This window comes from Collinsella sp. AF36-3AT, assembly GCF_003475205.1.
Classification (GTDB): Bacteria; Actinomycetota; Coriobacteriia; order Coriobacteriales; family Coriobacteriaceae; genus Collinsella; species Collinsella aerofaciens_AF.
This window is the reverse complement of sequence record NZ_QROZ01000008.1, coordinates 83454-97361: the sequence shown is the minus strand read 5'-3', so window position 1 is coordinate 97361 and position 13908 is coordinate 83454. Positions and strand designations below refer to the sequence as shown.

Genomic DNA, 13908 nt, shown 5'->3' with positions numbered 1-13908 from the left:
TTATTTTGGTAGGTGGCAACTGGGGCGTCGCATTTTCCCAGATAAAACCTGCCAAAATAAACCTGTCCCTTATTGGCAGTCCCTTATTGGCGGGTCGTTACAATGGATGGGATTAAGAATGACCGAGGGGACCTTATGATCAAACTTGTGCTGACCGATATGGACGATACGCTGATTCCAGCCGGGCATGACGGCGCCAGCGACTATGCCATCGAGGGCATTCATGCCATGCAGGCGGCGGGTCTGCACTTTGGCCCGGTTTCGGGTCGCCAGCCGTCCGCGATGGGCTGGATGTTCAAAAATCGTTCCGAGTGCTTTTCGACCGGCGCGTTCTGCAACGGCCAGGTCATGTTTGTCGACGGTCAGGCGGTCGCTTCGCGCGCGACCGACAACGATGCCCTGATGCGTTTGGCCGACTATCTGGAGCAAGAGACCAACGATACATTTCTAAAAGTCTACAGCCTGGGCGATGACTTTTGGGGCAACGATGCCTACTGCGTGACGAGCAATCCCGAGCGTGTGCGTCGCGCTATGGAGTCGGGCGGCAATGCGTGGCTCAAAGGCGAAGAGGCTCCGTGCCGTCCTGTTGTCGATGATGCACCGGTGTTCAAGGCGAATATCTGGAGTGCCCGTTCACGTGAGGAGCTCGCGGAGCTGCGCGAGCGCGTTGCCGCTGAGGTGCCGGAACTCTCGCTTGTGTTTCCCAACAACCGTGTGCGCCTGTTTGACATCCTTCCGGCCGGTTGGGACAAGGGCTGCGCTGCGCTGGAGCTGGCGCGCGCTTTGGGTCTGACGCCCGATGAGGTGGCCGTATTTGGCGATTCCGATAACGATTTGCCCATGATCGATGCCGTTCCCAACTCCGTTGCAGTCGCCAATGCCAACGAGGCCGTCACGGCTGCCGCGCGCTGGCATATTGGCGCTGCGGCAGACGATGCGGTCGCCGGGGCTCTGCATCAGATTGCCGCCTGTGCCGCGACGGGGGAGATGCCGCCGTTTATGCGTCAGATGGATGCGACGGGTTTCGACGTCACGAACGTCTAGGGAGAAAGCTATGAAGCTTCAGCAGCTCAGGTATGTCGTCAAAGTTGCCGAATGCGGCAGCATCACCGAGGCCTCGCGCCGGCTCTTTGTGTCGCAGCCTTCGATTACCGCGTCGATCCGCGATCTCGAAAACGAGATGGGTGTGCACATCTTTGAGCGCACCAACAAGGGCGTCATTGTGTCCGAGGAGGGCGAGACCTTCTTGGGCTATGCGCGCCAGGTACTCGACCAGGCCGACCTGCTCGAGGGCAAGTACAAAGGCACGTCCGAGCAGGTGCCGCACTTTAGTGTGAGCTGCCAGCATTATTCCTTTGCCGTTAATGCGTTTGTCGATGTGATCCGCGAGTTCGATGCCGCGCGCTACGACTTTACCCTGCGCGAGGAGCAGACCCACGAGATTATCGAGGATGTCGCGCACATGAAAAGCGAGCTGGGCATCCTGTATCTGTCGGAGCACAATCGCGAGGTCATCGAGCGCATGCTTGCCGCCAACGAGCTCGTGTTCGAAGGGCTCTTCTGCGCCACGCCGCATGTCTTCGTCTGCGCCGACCATCCGCTGGCGGGCCGCTCCAGCGTGACGCTCGAGGATCTGGAAGACTACCCGTTCCTGTCCTACGAGCAGGGCAGCTACAACTCGTTTTACTATTCCGAGGAGCTGACCTCGACGTTCGAGCGTCGCAAAAATATCCGCGTGCGCGACCGTGCGACGTTGTTCAATTTGGCCATGGGCCTCAACGGCTACACGGTATGCTCGGGCGTGATCAGCCACGAGCTCAACGGCCCCGGCATTATCTCGATTCCGCTCGACGTGGACGAGTACATGGAGATTGGCATCATCACGCGCAAGAACACGACGCTCACGCGCTACGGTCGGGCCTATATCGACGCGATTCGTCAGCATATCTAGGCTGCTGTGCTCCGCACGGTTCAAGTCTCTTTATGACAGTCCAGACTGATATAGGAAGCATCTATATCAAACTGTTATAAACGTATATTTTACGATGACCATATGAGCGCTCATACTCTGTTCCAGTAAAGCAACCAATGCAAAGGGAGATATCTATGAGCACTTCGATTCAACCGAACGCGCCGTTTCGTGCCGATATCGTCGGCAGTTTTCTTCGTCCGCAGGCTGTAAAGGATGCCCGTGCCGCCTATGTCGCGGGTAAACTCGACGCTTCCGGCCTTAAGGCCGTCGAGGACGAGGCCATCCGCGACTTAGTGGCCAAGCAGAAGGCCGCCGGCCTGCAGGTGATCACCGATGGCGAGTTCCGCCGCAGCTACTGGCACCTCGATTTTATGTGGGGCCTTAACGGCATTGAGCGCCGTACCTCACGCACGGGTTATATGTTCCATGACGAGGAGACGACGGCCGACACCGCCGTGGTTACCGGTCCCATTAGCGGCGAGAACCACCCGTTCGTCGAGCATTTTAAGTTTGTCAAGGCGCTTGAGGGGGAGGGCCAGGTCGCGCGTCAAACCATTCCGGCGCCGATCCAGACGTTCTCGGAGGTTACGCTCGACCGCTGCGATGGACAGCAGGAGAGTCTGCGCGCCGTCTACAAGACCGATGAGGAACTTGCCGACGCCATTGCAGCCGCTTATCGCACGGTGATCGCCGACCTGTATGCCGCGGGCTGTCGCAACATCCAATTTGATGACTGCACCTGGGGCATCTATTGCGATACCGACTTTGTGTCCAAAACCGGCATGAGCCCGGTTGACCTGCAAAAGGTGAGCGAGCTGGGCGTGGCGCTCAACAATGCCGCCATCGCGGGCAAGCCCGACGATCTGGTTATCAACACGCACGTGTGCCGCGGCAACTATCACTCCACGTATGCCTTCGAGGGTGGTTACGATCCCATTGCACCGTACCTGTTCGCACATGAGAACGTCGATGCGTTCTATCTGGAGTTCGACACACCCCGCGCCGGTGGTTTTGAGCCGCTCAAGTACGTTGCCCCCGGCAAGAAGGTGGTGCTGGGACTGATCACTACAAAGGCGGCTGAGCTTGAGGACGAGGACGTTATCGTCGAACGTATCCACGAGGCCGCAAAGTATGTGCCGCTCGAGAACCTGTACCTGTCGCCCCAGTGCGGCTTTGCCAGCTGTGAGATTGGCAACAAACTGACCGAGGACGAACAGTGGGCAAAGATCGCGCTGGTCAAGCGCATTGCTGAGCGCGTTTGGAAGTAACCTTACCGTTTGCAGGTGACGGCGCGCGCGAGACATGGCGTATCACGCACAATGGTTCGGATCGTATCGTTCGGGCAGGTTATCCGATATGCCTGATCGCCCTTCCATCATGAAAGGACATCCATGTCCCAGTCCTCGACGCCCGCCGTATCTGAACTCGAGGAGACTGTCGAATAGTAGTTGTGTTCAGCTAAATCAAAAAATGGCGTCCATGCGTATGTACGCGTGGACGCCATTTTTAATGCGTCAGTATCCAGTGGATGCCGCGCGCCATGCGCAGGTCAGTTTGGGCAAAGTGATTGCCGGGGTTGAGCTCCAGCGTTGTTGGAATGTCACGCTCTATAAACAGCTCTTCCATCGCGCGCGTGTCGTCGAGTACGTGCCGCATCATGCGGTTGGGCGTCTTGGTTTCCTTTTTACCGAGCGACAGATAAGCGGCGTCGGGCGTGGCTGTCATCGTGCGCTCACGCGCGTAGTCGATAAAGCCGGGGAACCACAGCGACCCCGATGCACTCGCCGCGCGCTCAAAGACATCTGTTTGCCAAAGTGCCCACAGTGCAAAAAGACCCGCCAACGAATAGCCGACAACGCCGCGCCAGGTGGGCGGTTGCGGGAGCGATGATTCGGCCTGGGGGATTATCTGCTTCAACAACTCGTCAAGAAAACCAGCAGCCTGTCCGTCAAAGGGCTCGGCATCTCGTATAGTTCCGTCGCATTCCCAGGGGCTCAACTCGCGATTCCAATCGAGTCCTCCGATGGCGACAAGGGTGAATGGCGGACAGTCGAGCTCTCGGCAGCGCTCGTAGACTTCACTACCGTCGCCCATAACCACGGGGAGGTAGATGACGGGCGCGCCTTCCACACACTCTGAATAAACGGTTATCTGCTTCTGATGCGCTTCCAAGGCAGGCTTCTCTCGGTGTTGTGATATTGACAGCCTCAATTGTCGCACGCTGGCACGGGGGCAGACGCTAAAAGAAAGGCGCGGAGCCGCTCGATGCGATTCCGCGCCTTGTTGTTTTGCTTTAGCAGACTATGCCGTTACGCCACGAAGAAGTAGACGAGGAAGGCGAGGGCTGCGATCCACATGAGCGGCTTGATCTTGGAGGCCTCGCCCTTAAAGAGCGCGACGATCACGTAGGCGATAAAGCCCAGGCCAATACCGGCAGAGATGGAGTAGGTGAAGGGCACGCCGGCGACAATCATGAACGCCGGGAAACCCTGCGACACGTCGGACCAGTCGATCTCGGAGGCCTCGCTCATCATGAGGTAGCCAACGTAGACCAGAGCACCGCAGGTGGCGGCGCTGGAAACGATGGTGACGATGGGGGAGAAGAACGCGGCGAGAATGAACAGCACGCCGGTGGTGACGGAGGTGAGGCCCGTGCGACCACCGTCGGCAGCGCCAGAGGTGGACTCGACGAAGGTAGTGATGGAGGAGACGCCCATAAAGCCACCGGCAGCAGCGGCCACGGAGTCGACGACCAGGATGGGACGGATGTCCTCGACATTGCCGTCCTCGGTCAAGAACTCGCCCTGCTTGGCGACGGCCATCGCGGTGCCCATGGTGTCGAAGAAGTCGCTCATGAGCAGCGAGAAGGCAACGACGAGCAGCATCGGGTCGGTCAGGACCTTCACGATGGCAAGGTTGCCGTCGGCAGTGCTGGCAAACGGGGCGCCGAAGGTCGAGAAGTCGAGCGGTGCGATGAGGCCCTCGGGCGCATGGGTGACGCCCAGCGGGATTCCGGCGATAACGGCGACGATGATGCCGATGAGCAGCGAGCCCGGCACGTTGCGGGAAGCCAGGGCAACCGTCACGACGATGGAGATGATGCCGACGATAAAGGTGGGGGAGGCGATGTCGCCCAGGCCGACGAGCGTACCGGCGCCAGCGGTGATGATGCCGGCGTCGCACAGGCCGATCATGGCGATAAACAGGCCCAGACCCACCGAGATGGCGTGGCGCAGGACCACGGGGATGGCGTCCATGATGGCCTCGCGCAGGCCGCATAGGACGAGCAGCAAGATGACGATACCCTCGAGGAAGATAACGCTCATGGCCACGTGCCAGTCGCCGCCGCACATGGTGGTGGCGATGCCCGCGATCATGGCGTTGATGCCCAGACCCGACGCGCAGGCGAGCGGGCGGTTGGCGAAGATGCCCATGCAGATGGTCATGATGCCGGCGCCCAGGCAGGTGGCGCAGGCGAGCGCTCCCGCATCGATGCCAGCGCCCGAGAGCACTGCGGGGTTGACGGCGATGATGTAGGCCATCGCCAGGAATGTTGTCAGTCCAGCGCGAAGTTCGGTCCCGATTGTGGACTTGCGCTCACTGACGTGAAAAAGTTCGTCCATGCATACCCTTTCCTTGTTCGGCCCCGAGTTTAGGCCGATTGACACGAACTCACTTACTATATCGTCTTTACAACCTTGCTGTTCCTCGCATGTTGATGTTCGGCGCTTTGTAACAGACGGACGGTATTTATCGCATGAAAATGTGTGGGTACCGTATACTTAAGCGGTTACAACGACCCCTATGGAGGAACGTATGATTAAAGAGCTTTGCCACGATGAGGCTATCCTGTCCCAGCGTTGCGAGGTTGCGACCGTCGAGGACGAGTCGGTTGCTCAGGACCTGATCGATACCATCAAGTCGCTCGACGATGCCGGCTGCCTTGCCGCTAACCAGATTGGCGTTACCAAGAAGGTCTGCGTCTACCTGGACGACGCCGGCGAGCCCCACGTGCTCTACAACCCCCGTCTGGTGTTTGGCCTGGGCGCCAGCAAGATGGAGGAGAGCTGCCTGACGCACGAGGAGGTCACCAAGTCCACGCGCTATATCAAGTGCAAGGTTGCCTTTGACCAGATCGTCGACGGCAAGATGCGCGAGCGCAAGCAGGACTTTGTGGGCTTCGAGGCGCAGATGATCCAGCATATGATCGATCACTGTCTTGGCAAGCTTGTCTAGGGCGACCACAGCACCGCACTTCGTCGTTTTTGGTCCGGGCGTGACATTGTTGTCATGTCCGGGCTTTTGTGTTTAGCGCCTTTTTGTTTGGTGACAATGAACTTAGCGAGAACGTGAAGCTAGGAGGCGCTATGTGTACGAGCATTCGATTTACCGATAATTCCGGCAACATGTATCTGGGCCGCAACCTCGACTGGAGCTTTGACTACGGCCAACAGGTTCGCGTGATGCCGCGCGGGTTTCACATTCCGTATTCGTTTATCGACGACACGACAGCGGCACACGCGGTGATCGGTATGTGCATCGATTACAAGAACTACCCTATGTTCTTCGACTGCGGCAACGATGCGGGCCTCGCCGTGGCGGGTCTCAATTTCCCGGGTTATGCCGAGTATGCCGAGGACCCTGTCGACGGCAAGACCAATATCGCGGCCTATGAGTTTCCCCTGTGGGTGGCAGCGACGTTCTCGACGGTCGATGAGGTCGAGGCCGCGCTGCGCGACACGGTGATTGTCGCCAAATCTGCCGGAGAGGGGCTGGGCGTGTCGCTGCTCCATTGGATTATCGGCGACAGCCAGCGTAGCATCGTGGTCGAGATGATGGCTGACGGCCTGCATGTATACGACGATCCGGTCGACACCCTTGCCAATCAGCCCACCTTCCCGTGGCATATGGAAAACCTACGCACTTATATCACCGCCACAAGCGATTTTCCGCAGACGGCGACGTGGCGTGGCGCCGAGCTTAAGCCCTATGGAGCCGGTGCCGGCATGCGCGGCATTCCCGGCGACTGCTATTCGCCGAGCCGTTTTGTAAAGGCAGCGTACCTCAACGCCAATTACCCGCAAAAAGACAGCGAGACCGAAAACGTCGTCCGCATGTTCCGTTCACTCGAGGGCGTGGTGATGATTGAGGGGGCGTCCAGGATGGGCGATGGCAAGTTCGAGAAGACTATCTATACCGGATGCTTTAGCGCGCGCACAGGCAATTATTACTACGCGATGTATGAGGATCCGTCGATTCGCTACGTGAGCCTGATGGATGCCGAGGGCGCGAGCCCCGATAGGCTTGTGGTTCCCGAGCCGCGTCGTTCGTAGCCGAGGGCTTTACTGAAATGCAAAGCGCCCCTGCATCTCCTGTGAGGTGCAGGGGCGCTGTCGTTGATGCGCGACGTCGCTAGAAGTTGGCGTCGTTGAGCTGGGCGCTCTCGAGGCCGTCGAGCAGTTGCTGTTCGGGCGTATCGGCGACGCTCTCGAGCAATTCGGTGGGATCGACGTTCATGTCCCTACCGGCCTCGTTGCCGTTGACCAGGTCGTCCGAGAAGATATCGACTTCCATTTCCTCGGCTTCTTCGATCTGGACCTCGAGCGGCACATGGGTGCGTACGAGTTTGACCGCCGGACGCATGCGGGCAAAGAGAGGCACGTACTCGATGATGATCGCCGAGTTCTCAAGACCGTACCAGCGTGCCGGGCTTCCGCAGGCGCGGCGGACGGCGTACTTGATGGCCATCACGCGGTGGTCGTTGCGGTTGATGTCCGTTTCGGGGGCAAGCATCTTGCGCAGCATGCAAAAACGGAAGTCGCCCACGTTGCCGCGTGTCTCGTAGATGGAGTAGGTGTGATGCTGCGGTGGCAGCTCACCCGATGTCATCAAGTCGCCAACGATCTGACGCAGATAGGCGTTGATGCGCTGGTTGACCTTAAAGCCCAGGTCCAGGCGCACGCGGAACAAAAAGTCCGTGCCAAAGGTCTCGACGGAATACTCGTGCGTATAGGGCTCGTCGGTAACGTTCACGTTGATGAACCAATATGCCTTGGCGCGCTTGGGGTGCTTGTCCAGGATGGAATAGAGCACGTCGCGGTCGAGCGTGAGCGGGTCGGGGCTGTTGGTGAGGAACACCAGATTGTCGGCGAGCACGGGGTAGGTCTCGTCGTTGCGCAGGCGGTTGAGCTGATCGATGTACTTGGAGACGGGCAGCAGGATCGTCTGCGTGCGCTCGATGGCGGTGCCGCGGCGCCACACGTACATAAGGCCAAACAGCAGCGAGGCCAGGAAGATCATCACATAGCCGCCGTCAAAGAACATGGTGAGGCACGAGGCAAAGAAGCAGAGCTCGATGGCGCCAAAAAGCAGGGCAAAGACGCAGGCGCCCAGCTTGTGCTTGAGGATGCCGGCGATATAGCTCGTCAAAAGCGTCGTGGTCATGAGCATAGTCACGGTGATGGCGAGGCCGTAGGCGCTCTCCATGCGCTCGGAGTTTTGGAACAGCAGCACGATGAAGATACAGCCGACCCACATGATGTTGTTGACGAGCGGAATATAGAGTTGACCCTTGGTGTCGCTGGGGTAGTGGATGCGCAGATGCGGCATAAGGTTGAGACGCGTGGCCTCGGATACCAGCGAGAACGAGCCGGTGATAAGCGCCTGCGAGGCGATGATGGCCGCTACGGCCGATAGCACGATGGCAAAGGGGCGCAGGGGCTCGGGAAGCATCATGTAGAACGGGTTGACGATGTCCATCGCGAGCATCTGGGGATTGGAGTTGTTGGCGAGCAGCCAAGCGCCCTGACCCAGATAGTTAAGGATGAGGGCCGCCTTTACGAACGGCCAGGATGCGTAAATGTTAGCCTTGCCCACGTGACCCATGTCCGAATAGAGCGCCTCGGCGCCGGTCGTCGACAGGAAGACGAAGCCGAGCACCATGATGCCCGAGTGGTTGATGGGCGAGAACAGGAACATGATGCCGCGGATGGGGTTGAGTGCGCGCAAGATGGACAGGTTGCCGAGCATGTTGAACAGGCCGGCGCCCGCCAGGAACAGGAACCATAGCGTCATGAGCGGGCCGAAGAGCTTGCCGATTGACGAGGTGCCGGCGCGCTGCATGGCAAATAGGCCGCAGATAATGATGATGGTAATAATGATGACGTTGGTCTGGCCGTCGCCCAATAGCGCGTGGCCCCACTCGATGGTGCGCAGACCCTCGATGGCTGTGGTGACCGTGACGGCGGGGGTGAGGATGCCGTCGGCAAGCAGCGCCGCACCGCCGATCATGGCGGGAAGGATCAGCCACGGCGCCACTTTGCGTACGAGACTGAACAGGGCGAAGATACCGCCCTCGTTGTGGTTGTCGGCCCTCATGGCGATTAGCACGTACTTGACCGTGGTTACGAGCGTCATGGTCCAGATGACGAGCGAAAGCGCGCCCAGGATCATGTCCTCGCTGACGGTACCGATGCCGCCGTTGTTGGCGACGATTGATTTCATGGTGTACATAGGGCTCGTGCCGATGTCGCCATAGACGACGCCGAGCGTTACGAGCAACATACCAGCAGAAAGGGGAATGGCTCCATGCCCGCTCTGTCCGTGCTGGTCTTGGAGGTTTGCCTCCAGTTTGTTGTGTGCCACGTGGACTCCCTTAGACATCCGGTTATCTGTCTAGGACAAAAAACTTTATGCCGTCTTTATACATACAAGAGCAGTTTGGCACATCGGGTTATTTTAGACAATAATCCTCAGCTGGGGATTATTTATCTACGCAGGTAGCATTTCAAAGCAGGGGCTTTTAAGCACGTGCTATCTGGGCGATGCCAGCCTTGGCGTTTGCGCGTTTGCCGGCGAGTTCGCAAAAAATCGCGCCGCCGATGATAAGCGCGGCGCCCATCAGGCGGACCGGTGTTATGGCTTCACCCAAAAGGGCGGCTGAGAACACGACCGCCGAAAGCGGCTCGAGGTAGCCGACGACGGCGACGGTCTGAACGGGCAGCTTGGCGACGGCGCTAAAGTAGAGCAGGCAACCAATGCCGGTGTTGACGACGCCGAGCATAGCGACGGCGCGCCAATCAATGCTGGCGGCGACGCCGGCGGACAGGAACGAGGGAGCGCCCTGCGTGATGAGCGTGAGGGCCAGTGCGGTCACAAAGGCGGCGCTCACTTGGAGTGCGGAGTTCTCGAGGCCCTCGATGTGAGGCGCACCCTTGCTGGCGATGACCATCAATGCATAGCAGAAGGCCGAGGCGATTCCACAGACGATGCCCGCAATGGGCATATTGCCGCCTAGACCTTGCGCTGCAATGAGAAAAGCACCGCAGGCGACGGCGATAAAGCCGGCGATTTTGCTGCCGGTCAGCTTTTCGCCAAAAATGAGCGGGGAGAGGGCCATAACGATGATGGGGCCGCAGTAATACAACAGCGAGGAGATACCAACGCCGATCGTCTGATAGGCGCGGAACAGGAAAATCCAGCTGGCGCCCAGCGCGGCGCCCGAGACGATGAGCGCTGCGGCCTCGCGGGGGCGAGACGGAGCCTGCAGGTTATGGCGCTTGGTTATGAAGAGGATGGCGGCAAGGGTGAGAGCGCCCAAAAACGTGCGCAACAGTACGATATCGGAGCTCGGCAGCGCGATGGCAACGGCGATGATGCCGTTGGAGCCAAACAATAGCAATGCTGCTAAGTACGTAAACAATCCGTTGTTCATGTGCTGACATCCCCTCTATATCCGAACATGTTCACTATGGGTGAACTGGCTTTAGAAGAAAAGCGAATATAATGCATGGATAACATGACAAAAACTCATGTAAAGGTGGAGGGGTGCCGTGGAAACGAATATTCAAAAGATGCAGGTTCTGCTCGAGACCGTGCGGGCCGGCAGTTTTACGCGCGCCGCCGAGCGGCTGAGCTATTCGCAGTCGGGCGTGAGCCGCATGGTGGGCGACCTTGAGACCGATTGGGGTTTTAAGGTGCTCGACCGCAGCCGCGAGGGTGTGGTGCTTTCTGCCGATGGGCGGCAGATCATGCCGGCGGTTGAGGCGCTCTGCGAGGAGTTTGGCCGCCTGCAGCGACACGTGGACGAGATGCGTGGGCTCATGCGCGGCAAGATCTGCATTGGTACGTTTTCGAGTGTGGCGACCCACGTGCTGCCACCGGTCATAGCGCGTTTTCGCGCCGATCACCCGGACGTCGATTATGAGTTGCTGATGGGCGATTACTCAGAGATTGAACAATGGGTGGCGGAGGGGCGCTGCGACCTGGGCTTTATCCCGCGTGAGCCCCGAGAAAACGGCATGGCATCACGGTCTTTAGTGTGTGATGAGCTGATGGCGGTGGTGCCGACAGATTCGTTGCTTGCCACGGCGGAGTTCGTCTCTCTTACCGATTTGGCAAGAGAGCAGTTTATTCTGCTGGAACGGGGTACCGATGATGAGATTACGCCGCTATTCCGTCGGGCGGGGCTGGCGGTGCGCTCAAAACTGTCGACTTGGGATGACTATGCGATTATGGCTATGGTCGAGGATGGCCTGGGCGTGAGCATTCTTCCCGCGCTCATCTTGCGTCGCTGCCAGTTCGATGTTGCTGTGCGTCCGCTCGAAGGGCATCCCCATCGGCAGATCAACGCCATATATCGAACGGCCGATGTTTCGCTTGCCGCCGCTCGTTTCCTCGAATACCTCTAAATGCGTGCACGTCGTTATCGCCTTGGGATAAATCTCGAGGTCTTGCTCATTTTATTTTTGAAATTGAACTTTTCGAAATAGCACGGCGTTATACTGCTGCCTAAATTGAACTCAGGTTCAATTCGTGTTGTATAAATTGAACTTTGCCAGCAAGGAGGTTCTAGTGGCCCAAGAGACGTTTAGCGATCGTCTGCGACAGGCTATGTCCGATCGCGACGTTCGCCAGTCGGACGTGATCCGCGCATCGGAGATGCTCGGCAAAAAACTCGGCAAGAGTCAGATGAGCCAATATGTGAGCGGCAAGACGATTCCGCGGCGCGATGTGGCTGAGCTGCTCGCCCGTATTTTGGAGGTCGATGTTACCTGGCTGCTTGCCGGCGACGCCGATCAAGGCGAGGCATCATCACCCCGCAACGATTCCAAGCCCGAACCCCATCCCTCAGCTCAAATTGCAAGGAGCACCACCATGCGTACTTTTTCTAAATCCACCAAGCTCGATAACGTCCTGTATGACGTGCGCGGTCCCGTCGTCGACGAGGCCGCCCGTATGGAGGACGAGGGCGAGCGCATCCTCAAGCTCAATATCGGCAACCCGGCGCCCTTCGGTTTCCGCACGCCCGATGAGGTCATCAAGGACATGCGCCAGCAGCTGCCCGACTGCGAAGGCTATTCCAACTCGCGTGGCCTGTTCTCCGCGCGCAAGGCGATCATGCAGTATTCGCAGATCAAGGGCCTGCCCAACGTTCAGATGGAGCATATCTACACGGGCAACGGCGTGTCCGAGCTCATTCAGCTTTCGATGAACGCGCTGCTCGACAATGGCGACGAGATTCTGATCCCCAGCCCCGACTATCCGCTCTGGACGGCGTGCGCAACCCTTGCCGGCGGTCATCCTGTGCACTATCTGTGCGATGAGCAGGCGGATTGGTATCCCGACCTGGAGGATATGGAGTCCAAGATCACGAGCGCGACCAAAGCCCTCGTTATCATCAACCCCAACAACCCCACGGGCTCGGTCTACCCGCGCGAGGTGCTCGAGGGCATCGTCGAGGTTGCACGCAGGCATCAGCTGATGATCTTTGCCGATGAGATCTACGACCGCCTGTGCATGGACGGCTACGAGCACGTCTCGATTGCCTCGCTCGCTCCTGATCTGCCCTGCGTCACCTTTAGCGGCCTTTCCAAGTCGCACATGATCGCGGGCTATCGTATTGGCTGGATGGTGCTTTCGGGCAACCAGCGCTGCATGAGCGACTTCATCATGGGCATTAACATGCTCTCCAACATGCGCCTGTGCTCCAACGTGCCGGCTCAGTCGATCGTTCAGACGGCGCTCGGTGGCCATCAGTCCGTCAACGACTACATCCGCCCCGGCGGCCGTGTCTACGAGCAGCGCAACTTTGTGTATGAGGCGCTCAACAAGATTGACGGCATCTCGGTGGTTAAGCCGCGTGCGGCGTTCTACATCTTCCCCAAGATGGATGTGAAGAAGTTCAACATTACCGATGACGAGCAGTTCGCCCTTGACCTGCTGCACGAGAAGAAGATCCTGATCACGCGCGGCGGCGGCTTTAACTGGGCTGAGCCCGACCACTTCCGTATCGTGTACCTGCCGCGCATGGAAGTGCTCAAAGAGTCCCTCGAAGACCTCGCCGACTTCTTCGACCATTACCGTCAGAGCTAGTGGGATAGAAGTTCCGCACTATGAAAAGCTCCCTGCAGTTGTTTTGCTGCAGGGAGCTTTCTTGAATCGGCAGACTATATAACGATCCCGTTGCAGTGGTCGATTTCGTGTTGGATGATTTCGGCGGTGTAGCCCGAGAAGTTTTTGATGCGGTGGACGAAGTTCTCGTCCAGATACTCCACCTTAATGCGGCGATAACGGGTACAGGGGCGCTCGCCGGCAAGCGAGAGGCATCCTTCGCTCGTCTGATAGGCATTGACCTGCTCAAGAATTTGAGGGTTGTACATCAACAGCGCCCTGTTGCCGTCCTTTACGCAGATGATGCGTTTGCGCACGCCGATCATATTGGCGGCGAGGCCCACGCACTCGTGCTCATGCTCATGGAGCGTATCTAGGAGGTCCTGCCCAGTCACGGCGTCATCGGGGCCCGCGTCTTCGGAAGGCAGGCGCAAAAAGAACTCGGATTTCATGATGGGCTTAATCATGGCGGGCTCCTCATGTCTTATGCTTTCGTGGACTTTTAATAATAGCGCGGAAGGAAAGCTGCGCGTCCGCGTTACAAT

At 58.5% G+C, this 13908-nt stretch carries 12 protein-coding genes; 7 read left to right on the top strand and 5 right to left on the bottom strand.

The features are described from left to right. Positions 1-135: 135 nt before the first annotated feature. The 3 genes from DW003_RS07895 to DW003_RS07885 all read left to right on the top strand — a co-directional run bounded on the left by DW003_RS07895 (position 136) and on the right by DW003_RS07885 (position 3240). Positions 136-1044 (top strand): HAD-IIB family hydrolase, encoded by a 909-nt coding sequence (locus DW003_RS07895; RefSeq protein ID WP_158573208.1) that lies wholly within the window; start codon positions 136-138, stop codon positions 1042-1044. 10 nt (positions 1045-1054) lie between these two features. Further along, a complete protein-coding gene (locus DW003_RS07890; protein WP_117769836.1) occupies positions 1055-1951 on the top strand; it encodes a LysR family transcriptional regulator in 897 nt (298 codons plus the stop codon). A gap of 155 nt (positions 1952-2106) precedes the next feature. Continuing rightward, positions 2107-3240, top strand: a complete 1134-nt coding sequence (locus DW003_RS07885) for a 5-methyltetrahydropteroyltriglutamate--homocysteine S-methyltransferase (RefSeq protein ID WP_233545550.1) — start codon at positions 2107-2109, stop codon at positions 3238-3240. Between the two features lie 238 nt (positions 3241-3478). On the opposite strand, the gene DW003_RS07880 is transcribed toward DW003_RS07885, so the two are convergent. Together DW003_RS07880 and DW003_RS07875 are read right to left on the bottom strand one after the other, a co-directional pair. Next, positions 3479-4144 carry an alpha/beta hydrolase gene (locus DW003_RS07880; protein WP_118388437.1) on the bottom strand — a complete coding sequence of 222 codons (666 nt, stop codon included), beginning with the start codon at positions 4142-4144 and terminating at the stop codon, positions 3479-3481. A gap of 137 nt (positions 4145-4281) precedes the next feature. Continuing rightward, positions 4282-5595 carry an NCS2 family permease gene (locus tag DW003_RS07875; RefSeq protein WP_117803754.1) on the bottom strand — a complete coding sequence of 438 codons (1314 nt, stop codon included), beginning with the start codon at positions 5593-5595 and terminating at the stop codon, positions 4282-4284. A gap of 193 nt (positions 5596-5788) precedes the next feature. Between DW003_RS07875 and DW003_RS07870 the strand changes: the two genes are divergently transcribed. Both DW003_RS07870 and bsh read left to right on the top strand, forming a co-directional pair. Continuing rightward, a complete protein-coding gene (locus DW003_RS07870; RefSeq protein WP_055250721.1) occupies positions 5789-6208 on the top strand; it encodes a peptide deformylase in 420 nt (139 codons plus the stop codon). Positions 6209-6339: 131 nt separating this feature from the next. Next, on the top strand, positions 6340-7305 hold the full coding sequence (bsh, locus tag DW003_RS07865; protein ID WP_117640612.1) for a choloylglycine hydrolase: 966 nt from the start codon (positions 6340-6342) through the stop codon (positions 7303-7305). Positions 7306-7384: 79 nt separating this feature from the next. Here the strand turns inward: bsh and DW003_RS07860 are convergent, their stop codons facing one another. Together DW003_RS07860 and DW003_RS07855 are read right to left on the bottom strand one after the other, a co-directional pair. Beyond that, the gene (locus DW003_RS07860; protein WP_118388435.1) at positions 7385-9634 is read right to left on the bottom strand and encodes a KUP/HAK/KT family potassium transporter; all 2250 of its coding nucleotides are present in this window, start codon (positions 9632-9634) and stop codon (positions 7385-7387) included. A 139-nt stretch (positions 9635-9773) separates the two neighbouring features. Further along, positions 9774-10685, bottom strand: a complete 912-nt coding sequence (locus DW003_RS07855; RefSeq protein ID WP_118388434.1) for a DMT family transporter — start codon at positions 10683-10685, stop codon at positions 9774-9776. 118 nt (positions 10686-10803) lie between these two features. On the opposite strand from DW003_RS07855, the gene DW003_RS07850 reads away from it, so the two are divergent. Further along, on the top strand, positions 10804-11661 hold the full coding sequence (locus DW003_RS07850; RefSeq protein WP_117757314.1) for a LysR family transcriptional regulator: 858 nt from the start codon (positions 10804-10806) through the stop codon (positions 11659-11661). Between the two features lie 202 nt (positions 11662-11863). Beyond that, entirely contained in the window at positions 11864-13345 is a 1482-nt protein-coding gene (locus tag DW003_RS07845; RefSeq protein WP_117757320.1) for an aminotransferase class I/II-fold pyridoxal phosphate-dependent enzyme, read from the top strand. Positions 13346-13419: 74 nt separating this feature from the next. Here the strand turns inward: DW003_RS07845 and DW003_RS07840 are convergent, their stop codons facing one another. Further along, positions 13420-13830 carry a peptide deformylase gene (locus tag DW003_RS07840; protein WP_118388432.1) on the bottom strand — a complete coding sequence of 137 codons (411 nt, stop codon included), beginning with the start codon at positions 13828-13830 and terminating at the stop codon, positions 13420-13422. Between the last annotated feature and the right edge of the window lie 78 nt (positions 13831-13908).

Coding starts and splice junctions, on each gene's coding strand:
- DW003_RS07895 (WP_158573208.1), top strand. CDS start 136: ATGATCAAACTTGTGCTGACCGATATGGACGATACGCTGATTCCAGCC.
- DW003_RS07890 (WP_117769836.1), top strand. CDS start 1,055: ATGAAGCTTCAGCAGCTCAGGTATGTCGTCAAAGTTGCCGAATGCGGC.
- DW003_RS07885 (WP_233545550.1), top strand. CDS start 2,107: ATGAGCACTTCGATTCAACCGAACGCGCCGTTTCGTGCCGATATCGTC.
- DW003_RS07875 (WP_117803754.1), bottom strand. CDS start 5,595: ATGGACGAACTTTTTCACGTCAGTGAGCGCAAGTCCACAATCGGGACC.
- DW003_RS07870 (WP_055250721.1), top strand. CDS start 5,789: ATGATTAAAGAGCTTTGCCACGATGAGGCTATCCTGTCCCAGCGTTGC.
- bsh (WP_117640612.1), top strand. CDS start 6,340: ATGTGTACGAGCATTCGATTTACCGATAATTCCGGCAACATGTATCTG.
- DW003_RS07860 (WP_118388435.1), bottom strand. CDS start 9,634: ATGTCTAAGGGAGTCCACGTGGCACACAACAAACTGGAGGCAAACCTC.
- DW003_RS07855 (WP_118388434.1), bottom strand. CDS start 10,685: ATGAACAACGGATTGTTTACGTACTTAGCAGCATTGCTATTGTTTGGC.
- DW003_RS07845 (WP_117757320.1), top strand. CDS start 11,864: ATGTCCGATCGCGACGTTCGCCAGTCGGACGTGATCCGCGCATCGGAG.
- DW003_RS07840 (WP_118388432.1), bottom strand. CDS start 13,830: ATGATTAAGCCCATCATGAAATCCGAGTTCTTTTTGCGCCTGCCTTCC.